The sequence below is a fragment of the Rhizobium alarense genome (assembly GCF_021555155.1).
GTDB classification, from domain to species: domain Bacteria; phylum Pseudomonadota; class Alphaproteobacteria; order Rhizobiales; family Rhizobiaceae; genus Rhizobium_D; species Rhizobium_D alarense.
In genome coordinates, this window is sequence record NZ_JAKGBU010000112.1 from 1 (window position 1) to 13,904 (window position 13,904).

General features: G+C 59.0%; 14 protein-coding genes. All 14 read left to right on the plus strand.

The annotated features are described in order from the left end of the window. Positions 1 to 642: 642 nt before the first annotated feature. Positions 643 to 978 carry a hypothetical protein gene (locus LXM94_RS23525; RefSeq protein WP_235773960.1) on the plus strand — a complete coding sequence of 112 codons (336 nt, stop codon included), beginning with the start codon at positions 643 to 645 and terminating at the stop codon, positions 976 to 978. A gap of 54 nt (positions 979 to 1,032) precedes the next feature. Next, a complete protein-coding gene (locus LXM94_RS23530; protein ID WP_235773962.1) occupies positions 1,033 to 1,812 on the plus strand; it encodes a transglycosylase SLT domain-containing protein in 780 nt (259 codons plus the stop codon). A 24-nt stretch (positions 1,813 to 1,836) separates the two neighbouring features. Continuing rightward, the gene (gene topA, locus LXM94_RS23535) at positions 1,837 to 4,155 is read left to right on the plus strand and encodes a type I DNA topoisomerase (RefSeq protein WP_235773964.1); all 2,319 of its coding nucleotides are present in this window, start codon (positions 1,837 to 1,839) and stop codon (positions 4,153 to 4,155) included. Between the two features lie 178 nt (positions 4,156 to 4,333). Continuing rightward, entirely contained in the window at positions 4,334 to 4,642 is a 309-nt protein-coding gene (locus LXM94_RS23540) for a TrbC/VirB2 family protein (RefSeq protein WP_235773966.1), read from the plus strand. A gap of 18 nt (positions 4,643 to 4,660) precedes the next feature. Then, positions 4,661 to 4,999 (plus strand): VirB3 family type IV secretion system protein, encoded by a 339-nt coding sequence (locus LXM94_RS23545; RefSeq protein ID WP_235773969.1) that lies wholly within the window; start codon positions 4,661 to 4,663, stop codon positions 4,997 to 4,999. Between the two features lie 7 nt (positions 5,000 to 5,006). Continuing rightward, the gene (locus LXM94_RS23550) at positions 5,007 to 7,520 is read left to right on the plus strand and encodes a VirB4 family type IV secretion/conjugal transfer ATPase (RefSeq protein WP_235773971.1); all 2,514 of its coding nucleotides are present in this window, start codon (positions 5,007 to 5,009) and stop codon (positions 7,518 to 7,520) included. Positions 7,521 to 7,534: 14 nt separating this feature from the next. Further along, positions 7,535 to 8,248, plus strand: coding sequence for a P-type DNA transfer protein VirB5 (gene virB5 / locus LXM94_RS23555; RefSeq protein ID WP_235773973.1), 714 nt, complete (start codon positions 7,535 to 7,537; stop codon positions 8,246 to 8,248). A gap of 18 nt (positions 8,249 to 8,266) precedes the next feature. Further along, positions 8,267 to 8,533: an EexN family lipoprotein gene (locus LXM94_RS23560; protein ID WP_235773974.1), complete on the plus strand. Its 267-nt coding sequence runs from the start codon at positions 8,267 to 8,269 to the stop codon at positions 8,531 to 8,533. Next, on the plus strand, positions 8,533 to 9,639 hold the full coding sequence (locus LXM94_RS23565; RefSeq protein ID WP_235773976.1) for a type IV secretion system protein: 1,107 nt from the start codon (positions 8,533 to 8,535) through the stop codon (positions 9,637 to 9,639). The genes LXM94_RS23560 and LXM94_RS23565 overlap by 1 nt, the downstream gene beginning before the upstream one ends. 126 nt (positions 9,640 to 9,765) lie before the next feature. Next, complete coding sequence (locus LXM94_RS23570) at positions 9,766 to 9,939, plus strand: putative periplasmic lipoprotein (RefSeq protein WP_235773978.1); 174 nt, start codon at positions 9,766 to 9,768, stop codon at positions 9,937 to 9,939. A 2-nt stretch (positions 9,940 to 9,941) separates the two neighbouring features. Further along, positions 9,942 to 10,700, plus strand: coding sequence for a virB8 family protein (locus LXM94_RS23575; protein ID WP_329605642.1), 759 nt, complete (start codon positions 9,942 to 9,944; stop codon positions 10,698 to 10,700). Further along, complete coding sequence (virB9, locus tag LXM94_RS23580; RefSeq protein ID WP_235773980.1) at positions 10,697 to 11,572, plus strand: P-type conjugative transfer protein VirB9; 876 nt, start codon at positions 10,697 to 10,699, stop codon at positions 11,570 to 11,572. Before LXM94_RS23575 ends, virB9 begins: the two co-directional genes overlap by 4 nt. Continuing rightward, entirely contained in the window at positions 11,572 to 12,717 is a 1,146-nt protein-coding gene (virB10, locus tag LXM94_RS23585) for a type IV secretion system protein VirB10 (RefSeq protein ID WP_235773982.1), read from the plus strand. The genes virB9 and virB10 overlap by 1 nt, the downstream gene beginning before the upstream one ends. Beyond that, positions 12,701 to 13,762, plus strand: coding sequence for a P-type DNA transfer ATPase VirB11 (gene virB11, locus LXM94_RS23590; protein ID WP_235773984.1), 1,062 nt, complete (start codon positions 12,701 to 12,703; stop codon positions 13,760 to 13,762). Before virB10 ends, virB11 begins: the two co-directional genes overlap by 17 nt. Positions 13,763 to 13,904: the final 142 nt, after the last annotated feature.

Sequence of the window (13,904 nt, forward strand, 5' to 3'; positions counted from 1 at the left end):
GCTCGCGTTTGTCACCAAAAGGGCCGGCGCTGGTGATGGTGACGAACCTTGGCCAGCGATCGGGCCGCGGTGTCACCAAGACAGAATCAGCGCACGCGGCGCGATGATTGGTGACGGAACTCGCCGGCGCCGGCGGCACTTCCGTCACCATCGCGGCCATGGTGACAGATATGCGGATGACCCCTAAAGCTGGTCACCAAAGTGGTATACAATGGAATGCTTCTAGCGCCTCAACGGCAACGCTCGTTGTCAGCATTGGCTGACGAAGTGAAGGAAGGGATTCGGAACGTCAGTTCCATCCGCGTTCGGCAGGAGGTCGTCGCGGGCCAACGAAAGGGATTGACGCCCGAAGGGCCGAAACCGCTTGCGGGTTCGGTTCACGAAAGCCCGGCCCCGGCTTTAGCTGGGGTGAGCAAACCTCTGCTCGGTGTGACCATTCGTTCACGTCCGGGAGGAACGTAGCGCCTACCAAAATATAGTGTTTTGGTAGTACAATGGGATGTTACCGAAATGAATCATCGAGACGACAAACCCACTATGAAACGAGAGCCATGCAGTCTGACCAACTCCATCCTGGAAGGAGACTTGGAGCTGGCAGCGAAGCATAAGATCATCGACCGTCTACTGGTCTTGGAGACCGAGATGGGTTTCTACGTGGTTGCGACCTTTTCCGATCACACGCACATTCTGAAGCAGCACAAGGGGAAAGGACTTCCCGAATGGTTTTACGTGCTGGCTCAACTGCTCGCGGAACCGGGGAAGGAGTGGTATCTGACCACAAGACGCGACCGAAGCAGTCCACGCCTGTTCAAGGACTTGATGAGGCTCAACGACCATCTGAAGGAAATGTATCCGACAGAAAGCTTTACCTTGATGCGGAATCAGGCGATGCCGGGAACGCCTAAAACGAAGGTCCAGAAGCCAATCAAGATGCCTTCGAAAACGAAAACCGGGAAGACCAGTTCAGCTCATTTGTAATTACCAAGATATGGTATTATGGATCTCGTCAATTCCTGAACCGGAGACGAATCCATGCTGGAGCTTATGGCGCTGGTCGAACAGTGCGCGCCGACCGTCGCACCGCAGACGATGGCGGCGGTCGTACAGGTCGAATCAAGTTTCAATCCTTACGCGATAGGCGTGGTTGGCGGGCGTTTAGCCCGCCAACCTAAATCGCTTGATGAGGCGGTGGCGACCGCACAATCGCTTGAAGCCCAGGGCTTCAACTTCTCTGTCGGAATAGCGCAGGTCAATCGCTACAACCTGCCGAAATACAGTCTGAGCTACGCACGGGCGTTCGACCCGTGCGAAAACCTGCGGGCAGGTTCGAAAATCCTCGAAGAATGCTATGGCCGCGCGCATGCGCGCATGCCTGGGAAGGAGCAGGAAGCGCTTCAGGCGGCTTTTTCCTGCTACTACTCAGGCAACTTCACGCGTGGATTCCGGCCTGACAAGGCCGGAGATCCGAGCTACGTGCAAAAGGTACTTGCGAGCGCGGCCGATCAGACGAAGGCGATTCCGGTCGTGCCGGCGATTGGCAACGGGCAAAGGGCTGCGGCCAAGCAGCCGGCCGACGCGCAAGCGGCGGTTCCGCTCACGGTTGAGGCGGTGCAGACGCCGCCTAGCGTGGTCGAGCCTGCCGACCACTCATCTGTGCTAGTTGACCTTGCGCCCCGCAAGGTCGAGGACGCTCCTGAACCGCCGCAGGCGGACGCGGCGACCGAAGATGGCCCTGTGCCGCTGAAGCCGGTGCAAGCGGGCGACAGCTCCATTTCAGGCAAAACCACGACGGAAGACGTGACGATCTTCTGACTCATTGGACGACCGGGACAATTTATGAAAATCATGGTGGTGGAAAGCCCGAACAAGGTCGAAAAGATCGCGGGCTACCTGGGGGACGGTTGGAAGGTAGTCGCGAGCGCGGGCCACATCCGCGACCTTCCGCAAAAGTCGTTCGGCATTTCGAAGCCCAACTTCGACCTTGAGTATGAATTCATTCCGCCTGTGAAGGTCGGGGACCGAACCTTTCCGGGTGCCGAGCAACGGGTTTCGCGCATCCGGCGCGATACTGCGTCGGCGGAAATGGTCTATCTGGCGACCGACCCGGACAGGGAAGGGGAGGCGATAGCATGGCATCTGAAGGATGCTCTGAGCCTCGGCGATTCGGACTATCGACGTGTGACGTTCACGGAGATTACGGACAAGGCGATTCATGCGGCGCTGTCAGCGCCGCGCGACATCGACATGGCGCTTGTGCATGCGCAGGAAGGCCGGCGGGCCCTTGACCGCATCGTCGGCTACATGGTGTCGCCGCTGCTGTCGGACATGCTCGGCATGTCGCTATCGGCCGGACGGGTGCAAAGCATCGCGGTTCGGCTGGTGGTGGACCTTGAACGTCGCATCAAGGCGTTCAAGTCCACAAACCATTTCGGCGCGACGGTCATATTCGACGGCGGCGCGTGGAGCGCGCAATGGGATACGAAGCCGTACGTCACTGACGATGCGCCGTATCTGCTCGATGAAGGCATTGCGGGGCGGGCTTCGGCCTGCCGTCAATTCCGTGTGCTGGAATCGACCGGCGAAGACGCGTCAGAACGGCCACCGTCGCCGTTTTCGACTTCGCTCATGCTGCGAGCGGCGAGCGCGTCGCTGAAGATGAGTGCGGACGCGACGACAAAGGCGTCGCAGAAGCTGTTTGAACAAGGGGTCATCAACTACATTCGAACCGATAGCGTGAACCTGGGCGATGACGCGATAGCGGAGATCCGCGACTTTGCCGCAGGCAAGGGATTCGCGTTGCCCGACCAGCCGCGCCGCTGGAAAGAAAAGGCGGGCGCGCAGCAGGGGCATGAAGCCATCCGGCCAACGCATATCGAGGTCGAGGAAGCGGGCGACGATGAAGCGCAGCGGGCGCTTTATCGTCTCATTCGGCAGCGGGCAATTGCTTCGCAGTTGGCCGATGCACGTTACCGCGTCAACACAGTTCGCCTGGTTGCAACCGATAGCAACGAGGGTTTCGAGTACACGGCCAAGGGCCGTGTGCTGACGGTGCCGGGCTGGCGCGGCCTGACCAAGCAGGATGCGGTCGAGGAAGCGGATGCTGCCGGCGATGACGCGGCCGAAGCTGACGGCGGCAAGGTGCCGATGCTTGAAGTTGGCGGCGCGAAACAAGCCGACGACGGCAAGCTGCTGCGCAAGAAGACGCAGCCGCCACGCCGTTACACGGAAGCGGGCTTGATCGCGAAACTGGAAGCCGAAGGCATCGGCCGTCCGGCCACCTATGCCGCGATCATGAAAAACATCATGTCGCGCCGCTACGTGGTCGAGGAAAAGCGCCTGCTAGTCCCGACCGAAATCGGCGAATTGATCGTTGACAACCTGGTGCGCGGGAATTTCGCGTTCATGGAGCTGGACTTCACGCGCCGTTTGGAAGTGGACCTTGACGCCATCGCCGAAGGCCGCACCTCTTACGTCAATGTCGTTGCGCCTGCGTACCGGCAGCTCAACGAAGAACTGGCGCGGGTCGCGACCAGTGGCGAATTCACGCCGCGCTTCAAGTGCCCGAAGTGCAGCCAGGGCCTGAGACTCTATACGAAGTCGGCACGCGGCCCGTTCTGGCGTTGTACGAACGAGGCATGCGGGCACTTCATGGACGATGACAAGGGCAAGCCTATCGAACGGGCCTCGCATCCATGCCCGACGTGTGGGACGGCGCTGCGCCGCTACAAGCGCAAGAGCGGGTCAGGCTTTGTGTGGGCCTGCCCTGGGGAAGGGTGTGAAACCTTCCTCGATGACCTGGGCGGCAAGCCGCTTGCTGGGCATGCCTGCCCGAAGTGCAGTGCGGCCCTGCGCCGGTATCAGAAGAAGGACAAGGAGACCGGGAAGGGGACGGGCCGGCATGCATGGTTTTGCACAAATGAGGAGTGCAAGACCTTCATGGACGATGACAAGGGCAAGCCAGTCGCCATTAAAACGGCCCCGTGCCCGAGCTGCGGCAAGCCGATGTTTCGCCGGAACGGGCAATACGGCTGGTTTTGGGGATGCAGCGGCTACAAGGACGGCTGCAAGGTCATGATGGATGACCAAAATGGGAAGCCGGTCCCAAAAGCGATGAAGAAACCGGGGACCGGGAAGCGGCCAAGCCGGAAATCATAGCTCTACAAGCTTCACAATCAGCGGTTGCCAAGATAGTACGTTTTGGCGTCCGTTCGGGTACAATGCGGTCGTGGCATCCGTTGAGACAGGGGGAAGTATCGAATGAAATGAATTGCCATCCACCGAGAGGTTTCGAAGTCGTTTACCGTCAACTACCTTAATTAAGGACGAACTCACTATGAAATTTGCAAACATCAACACCCGCAAGCCGTCCCGCGCTTTGGCCGCTCTGGCGATTCTACTGCTGGCCGGCTTTGTCGTTGCCACTCCCGCGATGGCGCAGGGCCTCGATAAAGTCAACGAAGCTATGGAAAACATCCTCGCGCTGCTGCGCGGCGTGTCGATCACGGTGGTTACCATCGCGATCATCTGGTCGGGCTACAAGATGGCCTTCCAGCACGCCCGCTTCGCAGATGTGGTTCCCGTGTTGGGCGGTGGCCTCATGGTCGGCGTAGCCGCTGAAGTCGCGCGTTACCTGCTCGGCTGACCATAGGGGATATCCAACATGGCGGTATCACTGGAAAGCAGTAGCCGTAGCGTCGGCTATCAGGGTGACCCACTGTTCAAAGGTTGCACGCGGCCGGCGATGATTTTCGGCGTTCCCGTGGTGCCGTTCGTGGTCGTGGGCGGAACCGTGGTTCTGATAGTGGTCTGGACGACGATCTTGATGATCGTCGTCCTCCCTTTGGTGGTCATGATGATGCGGGCGGTCACCAAGTCCGACGATCAGCAATTCAGGTTGCTGGGACTGAAAATGATGTTCCGGCTCGTCAATTACAATCGCAACGGCCGGTTCTGGAAAGCGTCGGCTTATAGCCCGATCGCGTTCAAGAAACGGAAGTGAGGCCTTCATGAACGCGCAGCCGAAATATTTCGAACAGCTCAACGGTGAACGGCCTCTGTCGTCGTTCGTTCCCTATAGCAGCCACGTCAACCCGACGACGATAGTCACCCTGCAGGGTGACTATATCCGCACTTGGAAGGTCGCCGGTCTCGCCTTTGAGACCCAGGACCCGGAAGAACTGCTCCTGCGAAAAGACCAGCTCAACACGTTGTTCCGGTCGATATCGTCGGATCATGTCGCTCTGTGGTCGCACAACGTGCGCCGCAAGACATCCGACCGCCTGAAGTCCTACTTCAAGAATCAGTTCAGCACCGACCTCGATAACAAATACTACGGCTCCTTTGCCGGTTATCGGATGATGGCGAACGAACTCTATCTGACGGTGGTCTATCGCCCGAATCCGTCCGGCTTCAGCCGTAGCTTGATGAAGGCTGCGCGCCGGTCCAAGGAGGAAATCCTTGCCGAACAGCGCGAGGCCTTGAGCAAGCTGGATGAGATTGCCTTTCAGATTGAATCCAGCATGCGCCGTTATGGCGGTGACGACGGTCGCGGGCTGGAAGTCCTGTCAACCTATCGGGATGACAAGGATGTTCTCTGCTCGCGGCAGCTCGAATTTCTGAACTTTTTAGTCACGGGAGAGTGGCAAAAAGTGCGGGTGCCGAAGTGCCCGCTTAACGAATACCTGGGCACGGCATGGGTGTTCGTTGGCACGGAAACTATCGAGATCCGCTCGCCGAACTCGACGCGTTTTGCCCGCTGCATCGACTTCAAGGACTACGCCTCACACACCGAGCCGGGCATTTTGAACGGCTTGATGTACAGCGACTTCGAATTTGTCATCACGCAGTCCTACAGCTTCATGCCGAAGCGACAGGGCAGGGACTTCCTCGACCGACAGATGCGGCAGCTTCAGAACACTGAAGACGGCAGCCAGACGCAGATCGAGGAAATGGTTTTCGCAATCGACCAGCTCGAACAGGGCAAATTCACGATGGGCGAGTATCACTATTCGCTTATGGTCTTCGGCGACGACATGGACGGGGTGAAGCGGAACACCACAACGGCCATGTCCTTGCTTCAGGACGAAGGTTTCCTTGCCGCCCTGGTGGTCACCGCCACCGATGCGGCCTTCTATGCTCAGTTGCCCTGCAATTGGCGTTACAGGCCTCGTGTGGCGGGTCTTACGTCGCTGAACTTCGCCGGCCTGTCGTGTTTCCACAACTTCAGGTCCGGGAAGCGAGACGGCAACTCCTGGGGGCAGGCGATTACCCTGCTGAAGACGCCCTCCGGGCAGCCGGCCTATCTGAACTTCCATTACGCCAAGGGCGACGAAGACAATTACGATAAGAAGCTGCTGGGCAATACGCGCATCATCGGCCAGTCAGGTTCGGGTAAGACCGTCTTGATGAACTTCTGCCTGACCCAGGCGCAGAAGTACATGCACAACGCACCGCAGGGCATGTGCAATGTCTTCTTCGACAAGGACGAAGGCGCAAAGGCGACAATCCTCGCTATCGGCGGCAAGTATCTGTCGGTGAAGAACGGCCAGCCTACGGGCTTCAACCCGTTCCAAATGGACGCAACCGACGACAACATTCTGTTCCTCGAACGGCTCGTTCGCGTGCTGGTGTCTCGCGACGGCCAGCAAGTCACCACGACGGACGAAATGCGTATCAACCATGCCGTTCGCACGGTGATGCGAATGGATCGGTCGCTGCGCCGCCTTTCGACGGTTCTTCAGAACATCACAGAAGGCAGCGACCGGGCCGACCGTGAAAACAGCGTTGCGAAGCGCCTGGCTAAGTGGTGCTTCGATGACGGCAATGGCAAGCGGGGTGCGTTCTGGTGGGCATTGGATTGCCCGATTGACCAGATCGATTTCACCACGCATGCCAATTATGGGTTCGACGGAACCGACTTCCTTGATAACTCGGACGTTCGCACGCCTATTTCGATGTACCTGCTGCATCGAATGGAAACCGTCATCGACGGCCGCCGCTTCATCTACTGGATGGATGAGGCTTGGAAGTGGGTCGATGACGAAGCGTTCTCGGACTTCGCCGGCAACAAGCAGCTCACCATCCGTAAACAGAATGGCCTCGGCGTGTTCGCAACGCAGATGCCGAGTAGCCTTCTGAATTCGAAAATCGCCTCGCAGCTTGTGCAGCAAGTGGCGACGGAGATCTACCTTCCGAACCCGAAGGCCGACTTCGACGAGTACACGAAGGGCTTCAAGGTCACGGTCGAAGAATTCGACATCATCCGCAACATGGATGAGGAAAGTCGTTTGTTCCTCGTGAAACAAGGGCGGCAATCGATGCTCTGCCGGCTCGACCTCGGCCCGTTTGGGCCGAAGGAGAATCGACAGAATTTCGATGACGAACTGGCAATCTTGTCTGGCAGCACGGACAACAACGAACTGCTGGACCTGGTTATTGCGGAGGTTGGGGACGACCCTTCGCAATGGCTTCCTGTGTTCCACGCACGCCGTAAGGCTCGCGTGGCGTCGTCCAAACAATAAACGGAGATGCGGCAATGAAGAAGGTAGCAATCATGTTCGCGCTCGGCCTTCTACTGACGGGAGCTGCGCACGCGCAGATTCCTGTCACGGACGGAGCGAGCATCATGGACCGTGCCATCAAGCACGTCGAAACCATCAAGCAGTGGTCCGAGCAAGCGAAGCAGATGCAATCGCAGATTGACCAGATGAAGTCACAGTATGAATCGCTGACAGGCTCGCGCAATCTTGGGGAAATTTTCAATGACCCGGCATTGCGCGACTACCTGCCGACCGATTGGCAGGATGTCTACGATTCCGTCCGTGAGGGCGGCTATGCGAGCCTGAGCGGGCGGGCTTCTGAGCTGTACAACGCCAACAAGCAGTATGACGCCTGCGCAACGTACGCAGCCGGTGCCCAGCGTACCGCATGCGAAGCCGGTGCGGTCAAGCCGTTCCAAGATAAAGCGTTCGCATTGGACGCCTACGATCAGGCAAAAGACCGCCTGAACCAGATCGACCGGCTCATGCAGCAGATCAGCAAGACCGATGATCCGAAGGCGATTGCGGAGCTACAAAGCCGCATCGCTTCGGAACAGGCGATGATCGCGAATGAACAGACGAAGCTTCAGCTTTATTCGATGGTCGCAGATGCCGAACAGCGGGTGCAGGAACAGCGCCAACGTGAGCTGGCAGCGAAAGAGCTGGCCCGTCGCGGGCATGTGGACCTGACACCTCTCACCTTCGACTGACAACAAGGCGCGCCGACCATGAAACGCATTGCTCTCGTAATCTTCATTCTTGCCGGGGTTGCCGGCTGTGGCGAGAAAACGCCAGTCCAAACAGTCGAGTGGTACAAGGAGCATGACCCGGAGCGTGCGGCCATGGTCAAGAAGTGCCGTGAAAACCCCGGCAAACTGGCGGCATCGGCAAACTGCATCAATGCCGAGAAGGCGCAGGGCGAGAAGGATCTCGCCCGGCGTGGCCACTTGCAGCTGGATGCGAAGGACTTCAGCAAGCAGCTGAGGGAAGAATAATGGCCACCGACGTAATGCTATTCACCTTCATCGGTGAAACGATAAATAGCGCCCTTGAATCCTACGTGACTGCCGTCACCTCCGATGTCATCAGCATGATTGCGGCGACAGCAGTTATTGCGGGCGGTATCTACTACGCGTTCATCGGAACGTTGATGGCGCTGGGCCGGCTCGACGGCCCGTTCTCGCACCTGATGTTGTCTGTCTTCAAGTACCTAATCATTGCGGCCATTGCGCTCAATGTGAGCAACTACAACGGCTGGGTCGTCACGTCGATTCGGGGAATGGAAACTGCCTTCGCGACCGCGTTTGCCGGGAATAATGGGGCTGACCCGGGTTCGATCTACGAAACTATCGACAAGGCACTACAGGACGGCTGGGATTTGGGGGCCGTGCTGTGGGAACGCGGGGCCGGACGCGGCATAACTGAGATCAGCCTTGGTCTATCTGAAATCGTACTTTCGATTGGGATTTCTATTGCGACGATGGTCATCGCCTTGCCTGCCGGCGCAATGGTAATTGCGTCTAAGGCGGTCATTACGCTGCTGTTGGCCATCGGGCCGCTGTTTGTGCTGGCGCTGGGTTGGTCCGTCACGAAAGGGTTCTTCGACAGGTGGTTTGGCGCCATCATAACCACCGTGCTCCAGCTTTCGCTTTTGTCTGCGGTTCTCGCGCTGGCGATCAAGATGTTTCAGTATGTGGTATCGCAGATCGACGTGGACTCGCCAACTGGCAGCACGTTGTTTGCAGCGCTGACGATTGTCGGCATGACCGTCGTCATGCTGTACCTGCTCTATCGCGTCTATGACCTTGGCGCGCAGCTCGGCGGCGGCATTTCGGCCGCAGCCATTACGTTCGGCGGAATGGCTGCGCAAGCCTCTGGCCTCGCGCGGGCACCGGGCAACCTCGGCCGAGCGGTCGGCCAGATGGTCAACCCCGCTTCAACGAGGCGCGACCTAGAGTCGGGCATGATGGTCACGGCGGGCAGGCTCAATCACTTGTCCGCAGGCAACACGATGTGGAACCCGAAATACCGCCAGCATGTGGCGGGTCAATTCGGTAAGAACTGGGGCCGGGCACGCGGCGGCGGGGTCGAAGGCCAGTAATCAAACCGCCCCAGGCCGGAACGGCTTCGGGCGGTATCTTTGTCTCCGCAGTTAGCCAATATGGGCCATATTGGCATCCACACTGCTATAATCTGGCGTGTCCCTGCCGCTCCATAGGAAACCAAGATGCACAAAGCAATGATCGCTCTCGCGGTCGCGATCAGCCTCGCGGGCTGCGCGACAACTCAAGCGCCGGTCGTACCGGCGCTCAATGGAAAGCCACGGGTTCCCGTGAACAAGGAAATCCCTGCAACGGCCCCGCTTTCCCAGCCTGAAATTTTTGACACTCAAGGGGAATAACTATGTTCGGACGCTCGAAACACCGCACGGAAGACAGGAGGGAGGGTCAGCGTGCGGCCGATACCAATTCGACTGAGAATCCCTCCACGCATGCAGAGTTCGCGCAGGCGATGGATTGGGAGGCCTCGCGCATCCATCAAATCGAGGTTTCAGAACGTCGGGCCTGGAAGGTGGCCGGGGCCTTTGGCGTCGGCTTCATCCTGTCTGCACTGGGCATCTTTTTGATGCTGCCGCTGAAGGAAAACACGCCATACGTGATCCGCGTCGATAGCGCTACCGGTGTGCCGGACATCGTGACGGCGCTCGATTCCAAGGGCGTGGGCTATGACGAGGTGATGGATAAATACTGGCTGGCCCAGTATATCCGCGCCCGTGAAACCTACGACTGGCATACCCTGCAGAAGGACTATGACACCGTAGGTCTGCTGTCGTCGGTGAACGTGGGCAAGGAGTACGCGGCCCTGTTTGAAGGCGACAATGCGCTCGATAAGACGTTCGGCTCGCAATCTCGTGCGACTGTGGAAGTCGTGTCTGTCACGCCTTCGCAGTCCGGCAAGGGCATCGCAACCGTTCGTTTCGTCAAGAGAACGAAGCGAGTTGCAGATAACGGTCCTGGCCGCGTCGAGCAATTCGTTGCGACCATCGGCTACGAGTACCGAAATCCGTCCGTCTTCCGCGAGTCCGCTCGCCTGATCAACCCGCTCGGGTTTCAGGTGACCAGCTACCGTACTGATTCGGAAATGCTCGGGGGTACGAAATGAAACGTTTCGCACTCGCCATGCTCTTGTCGGCCATCAGCTCGGCCGCGCTGGCCGTCGATGTGCCCTCCGGCTCCCGGTACGACAATCGCATCCAATACGTGAATTACAACGTTGGTGATGTCGTTCTGGTGCGTGCGTTGCCTGGCCTGGGCGCGCGTGTCGTCTTCGCTGAAGGCGAGCAAATCCTTGATGTTGCCAGCGGCTTCACGCAAGGTTGGGAGTTCAAGGCGGCACGGAACATCCTGTACCTGAAACCGAAGTCGGTGAAGGTGGACAGCGCGACGGTAATGCCGCCTGAAGCGGGCAAGTGGGATACCAATTTGATGGTGACCACTAGCCAGCGGCTTTACGACTTCGACCTGCAATTGATGCCCGGTAGCAATGACGGCGCTCCGGCGCGCAATCAGCAGGTCGCCTACCGTGTCGAATTCCGGTATCCGGGCGAGGCACGGGCCAAGGCGGAAGCCGAAGCGCGGCAGCGCGTGGCCGAGACGCGCCTTGCAAACAAGCCCTCGCCGGTCAATTGGAATTACACGATGCAAGTCGGTTCGAAGTCCGAAGGCATCGCGCCGACGTTGGCTTATGACGATGGCCGGTTTACCTACCTCCGGTTCCCGAACAATCGCGACTTCCCGACAGCTTTCATAGTCGCAGGCGACAAGTCCGAAAGCATCGTCAACAGCCATGTTGACCCCAGCGCTGCGGACATCCTCGTATTGCATCGGGTGTCGCGCGAATTGGTCCTGCGCCTCGGGGACGCGGTGGTGGGCATCTATAACGAAAGCTTCAACGCGGACGGCATTCCGGCAACGGATGGAACCACGGTTCCAGGCGTGATGCGCGTCGTCAAACCTTCTGAGGGCGTCGAGTGATGAACCAACCTAATGCACAACCTGAATTGAACGCCTTCGATGGTGAGCGCGGCGTTCCAAGCGTGAACAACAGCAAGCCGTCGAGCGTCAAGCGCATCTTCATGTTCCTGGCAATCGTGTTGTTCGTCATCATCATCGGGATTCTGGTGTTCCTGAAATCCCGTGGGTCCGCATCGGAAGAAGAACAGCAGCGCAATGTCGAGCAGACAAGCACTGTTCCGACACGCACGTTCACGCTGCCAGCCAACCCACGGGCCGATGAAGAAGTTCGGCCCGAATTGCCGCAACAAGTGGTTCCGGTCGTTCAATCCGATGCCAAGCCGAGCTTACCCGGCGAAGCCGGAGCCGAAGCCGGGCAGGCCACGGCAACCCTGGACAAATCGGCCGCGCCGCTCATGGCGTCCGGTTCTGGCGAGCTGGGTTCCGGCACGGGCAGCGCGCAACCGCAGAATGCGGGCAGCAGCGGGGCCGGCGGGCTGCCGGCGTCTGGCAACCAATCGGCGGGCTCGGGCGGGGCGCTGTCGGGCATGCTGACGGGCACGCAGACGGACCCTCGCAAGGCCGGAATGCTGGGTAATCGGAACTTCCTTCTGGCGAAGGGCAGTTTCATCGATTGCGCCCTGCGCACGCGGTTGGATTCGACGGTGCCCGGCATGACCTCATGCGTTGTCACCCGCAATATCTACAGCGACAACGGCAAGGTCCTGCTGATTGAACGCGGGTCGGAAGTGACCGGCGAATACCAGTCGAACCTGCGGCAAGGCATGGCGCGCATCTTCGTCCTGTGGACACGGGTTAAGACGCCGAACGGCGTGGTTGTGAACCTCGATTCACCGGGCGCAGACCCACTCGGCGGCGCGGGTCTGCCGGGGCATGTCAATAATCATTTCTGGAAGCGGTTCGGCGGGGCATTGATGCTTAGCCTTGTCGATGACGTGGCGCGGTACGCGACGCAGAACAGCAGCAGCGATAGCCAAATCAATTTCAATTCGACCGGCGACGCGACAAGCGACATGGCCGCTGAAGCCCTGCGCAACACGATTAACATTCCGCCGACGCTCTACAAGAACCAGGGCGAGCAAGTCGGCATCTACGTTTCCCGCGATCTTGACTTTTCGAGCGTCTACGATGTCCAGCCCAAATGAGTACATATCGGCGCAAGTTCAACGCGCCGCATCGGTCGACTTCCATCTGCAACCGCTCAAGGAGTGGATGGATGATGCGGAGATAACCGAAGTCTGCGTGAATCGCCCCGGTGAGGTGTTCGTGGAGCGGAACAGTGTATGGGAGCGGCACGATGCGCCCCGGCTTGACTACGAACACTTGCGGTCGCTGGCAACAGCGACCGCAAAGTTTTCAAATCAGGACATATCCGACACGCGGCCGATTCTCTCGGCCATTTTGCCGCTTGGCGAGCGCATCCAAATCGTCATTCCTCCGGCCTGCGAGCATGGAACGGTATCGGTCACGATCCGCAAGCCATCCTTCAGCCGTCGCAGCCTGGAGGACTACAACCGGCAAGGGTTCTTCGGCCATATTCGGCCGCTCACAAGCGACCTGACGCCGGACGAAGAGGAATTGCTGCGTCTGAAGGACGCTCAGGATTACATGGGCTTCCTGCGACGGGCGGTGCAGCTCGAAAAGGTCATCGTGGTGGCCGGTGAAACCGGCTCGGGCAAGACCACGCTCATGAAGGCACTCATGCAGGAGATTGCCCGCGACCAGCGTCTTATCACCATCGAGGACGTGCCCGAGCTATTCCTGCCGGACCATCCGAACCACGTCCACCTGTTCTATCCGAGCGAGGCGAAGGAAGAGGAAAACGCGGTCGTCACGGCCGCTTCACTGCTGAAAAGCTGTCTGCGCATGAAGCCGACACGCATCCTGCTCGCTGAGCTTCGCGGCGGCGAAACCTATGATTTCATCAACGTGGCCGCATCCGGGCATGGCGGCAGCATCACAAGCTGCCATGCCGGATCATGCGATCTGACCTTCGAACGCTTGGCGCTCATGGTTCTGCAAAACAGGCAGGGACGGCAGTTGCCCTACGCCGTCATTCGCCGCCTGCTCTATCTCGTTGTGGATGTCGTGGTTCACGTCCACAACGACGTGCATGGCGGCAACGGTCGCCATATCACCGAACTTTGGTATGACCCTCGCACGAAGCGAGCGCCCGCCGCGGACGCGTAGCGATGGCGACAGAGGGTCTTCCTGCAGAACGACCAGGTGTCACCATCGGTCGAACTGCGCGCCCTATGGGCTTGCCCAAAGGGGCGCTGCCCCTCTGGACTCTCCGCCCCTCGCCGGGTGGCAGGGATGCAGGGGGTAAAAC

What these genes read in the sequence shown, in the direction of transcription:
- LXM94_RS23525 (WP_235773960.1), top strand. Translation starts at nt 643, where the DNA reads ATGGGTTTCTACGTGGTTGCGACCTTTTCCGATCACACGCACATTCTG.
- LXM94_RS23530 (WP_235773962.1), top strand. Translation starts at nt 1,033, where the DNA reads ATGCTGGAGCTTATGGCGCTGGTCGAACAGTGCGCGCCGACCGTCGCA.
- topA (WP_235773964.1), top strand. Translation starts at nt 1,837, where the DNA reads ATGAAAATCATGGTGGTGGAAAGCCCGAACAAGGTCGAAAAGATCGCG.
- LXM94_RS23540 (WP_235773966.1), top strand. Translation starts at nt 4,334, where the DNA reads ATGAAATTTGCAAACATCAACACCCGCAAGCCGTCCCGCGCTTTGGCC.
- LXM94_RS23545 (WP_235773969.1), top strand. Translation starts at nt 4,661, where the DNA reads ATGGCGGTATCACTGGAAAGCAGTAGCCGTAGCGTCGGCTATCAGGGT.
- LXM94_RS23550 (WP_235773971.1), top strand. Translation starts at nt 5,007, where the DNA reads ATGAACGCGCAGCCGAAATATTTCGAACAGCTCAACGGTGAACGGCCT.
- virB5 (WP_235773973.1), top strand. Translation starts at nt 7,535, where the DNA reads ATGAAGAAGGTAGCAATCATGTTCGCGCTCGGCCTTCTACTGACGGGA.
- LXM94_RS23560 (WP_235773974.1), top strand. Translation starts at nt 8,267, where the DNA reads ATGAAACGCATTGCTCTCGTAATCTTCATTCTTGCCGGGGTTGCCGGC.
- LXM94_RS23565 (WP_235773976.1), top strand. Translation starts at nt 8,533, where the DNA reads ATGGCCACCGACGTAATGCTATTCACCTTCATCGGTGAAACGATAAAT.
- LXM94_RS23570 (WP_235773978.1), top strand. Translation starts at nt 9,766, where the DNA reads ATGCACAAAGCAATGATCGCTCTCGCGGTCGCGATCAGCCTCGCGGGC.
- LXM94_RS23575 (WP_329605642.1), top strand. Translation starts at nt 9,942, where the DNA reads ATGTTCGGACGCTCGAAACACCGCACGGAAGACAGGAGGGAGGGTCAG.
- virB9 (WP_235773980.1), top strand. Translation starts at nt 10,697, where the DNA reads ATGAAACGTTTCGCACTCGCCATGCTCTTGTCGGCCATCAGCTCGGCC.
- virB10 (WP_235773982.1), top strand. Translation starts at nt 11,572, where the DNA reads ATGAACCAACCTAATGCACAACCTGAATTGAACGCCTTCGATGGTGAG.
- virB11 (WP_235773984.1), top strand. Translation starts at nt 12,701, where the DNA reads ATGTCCAGCCCAAATGAGTACATATCGGCGCAAGTTCAACGCGCCGCA.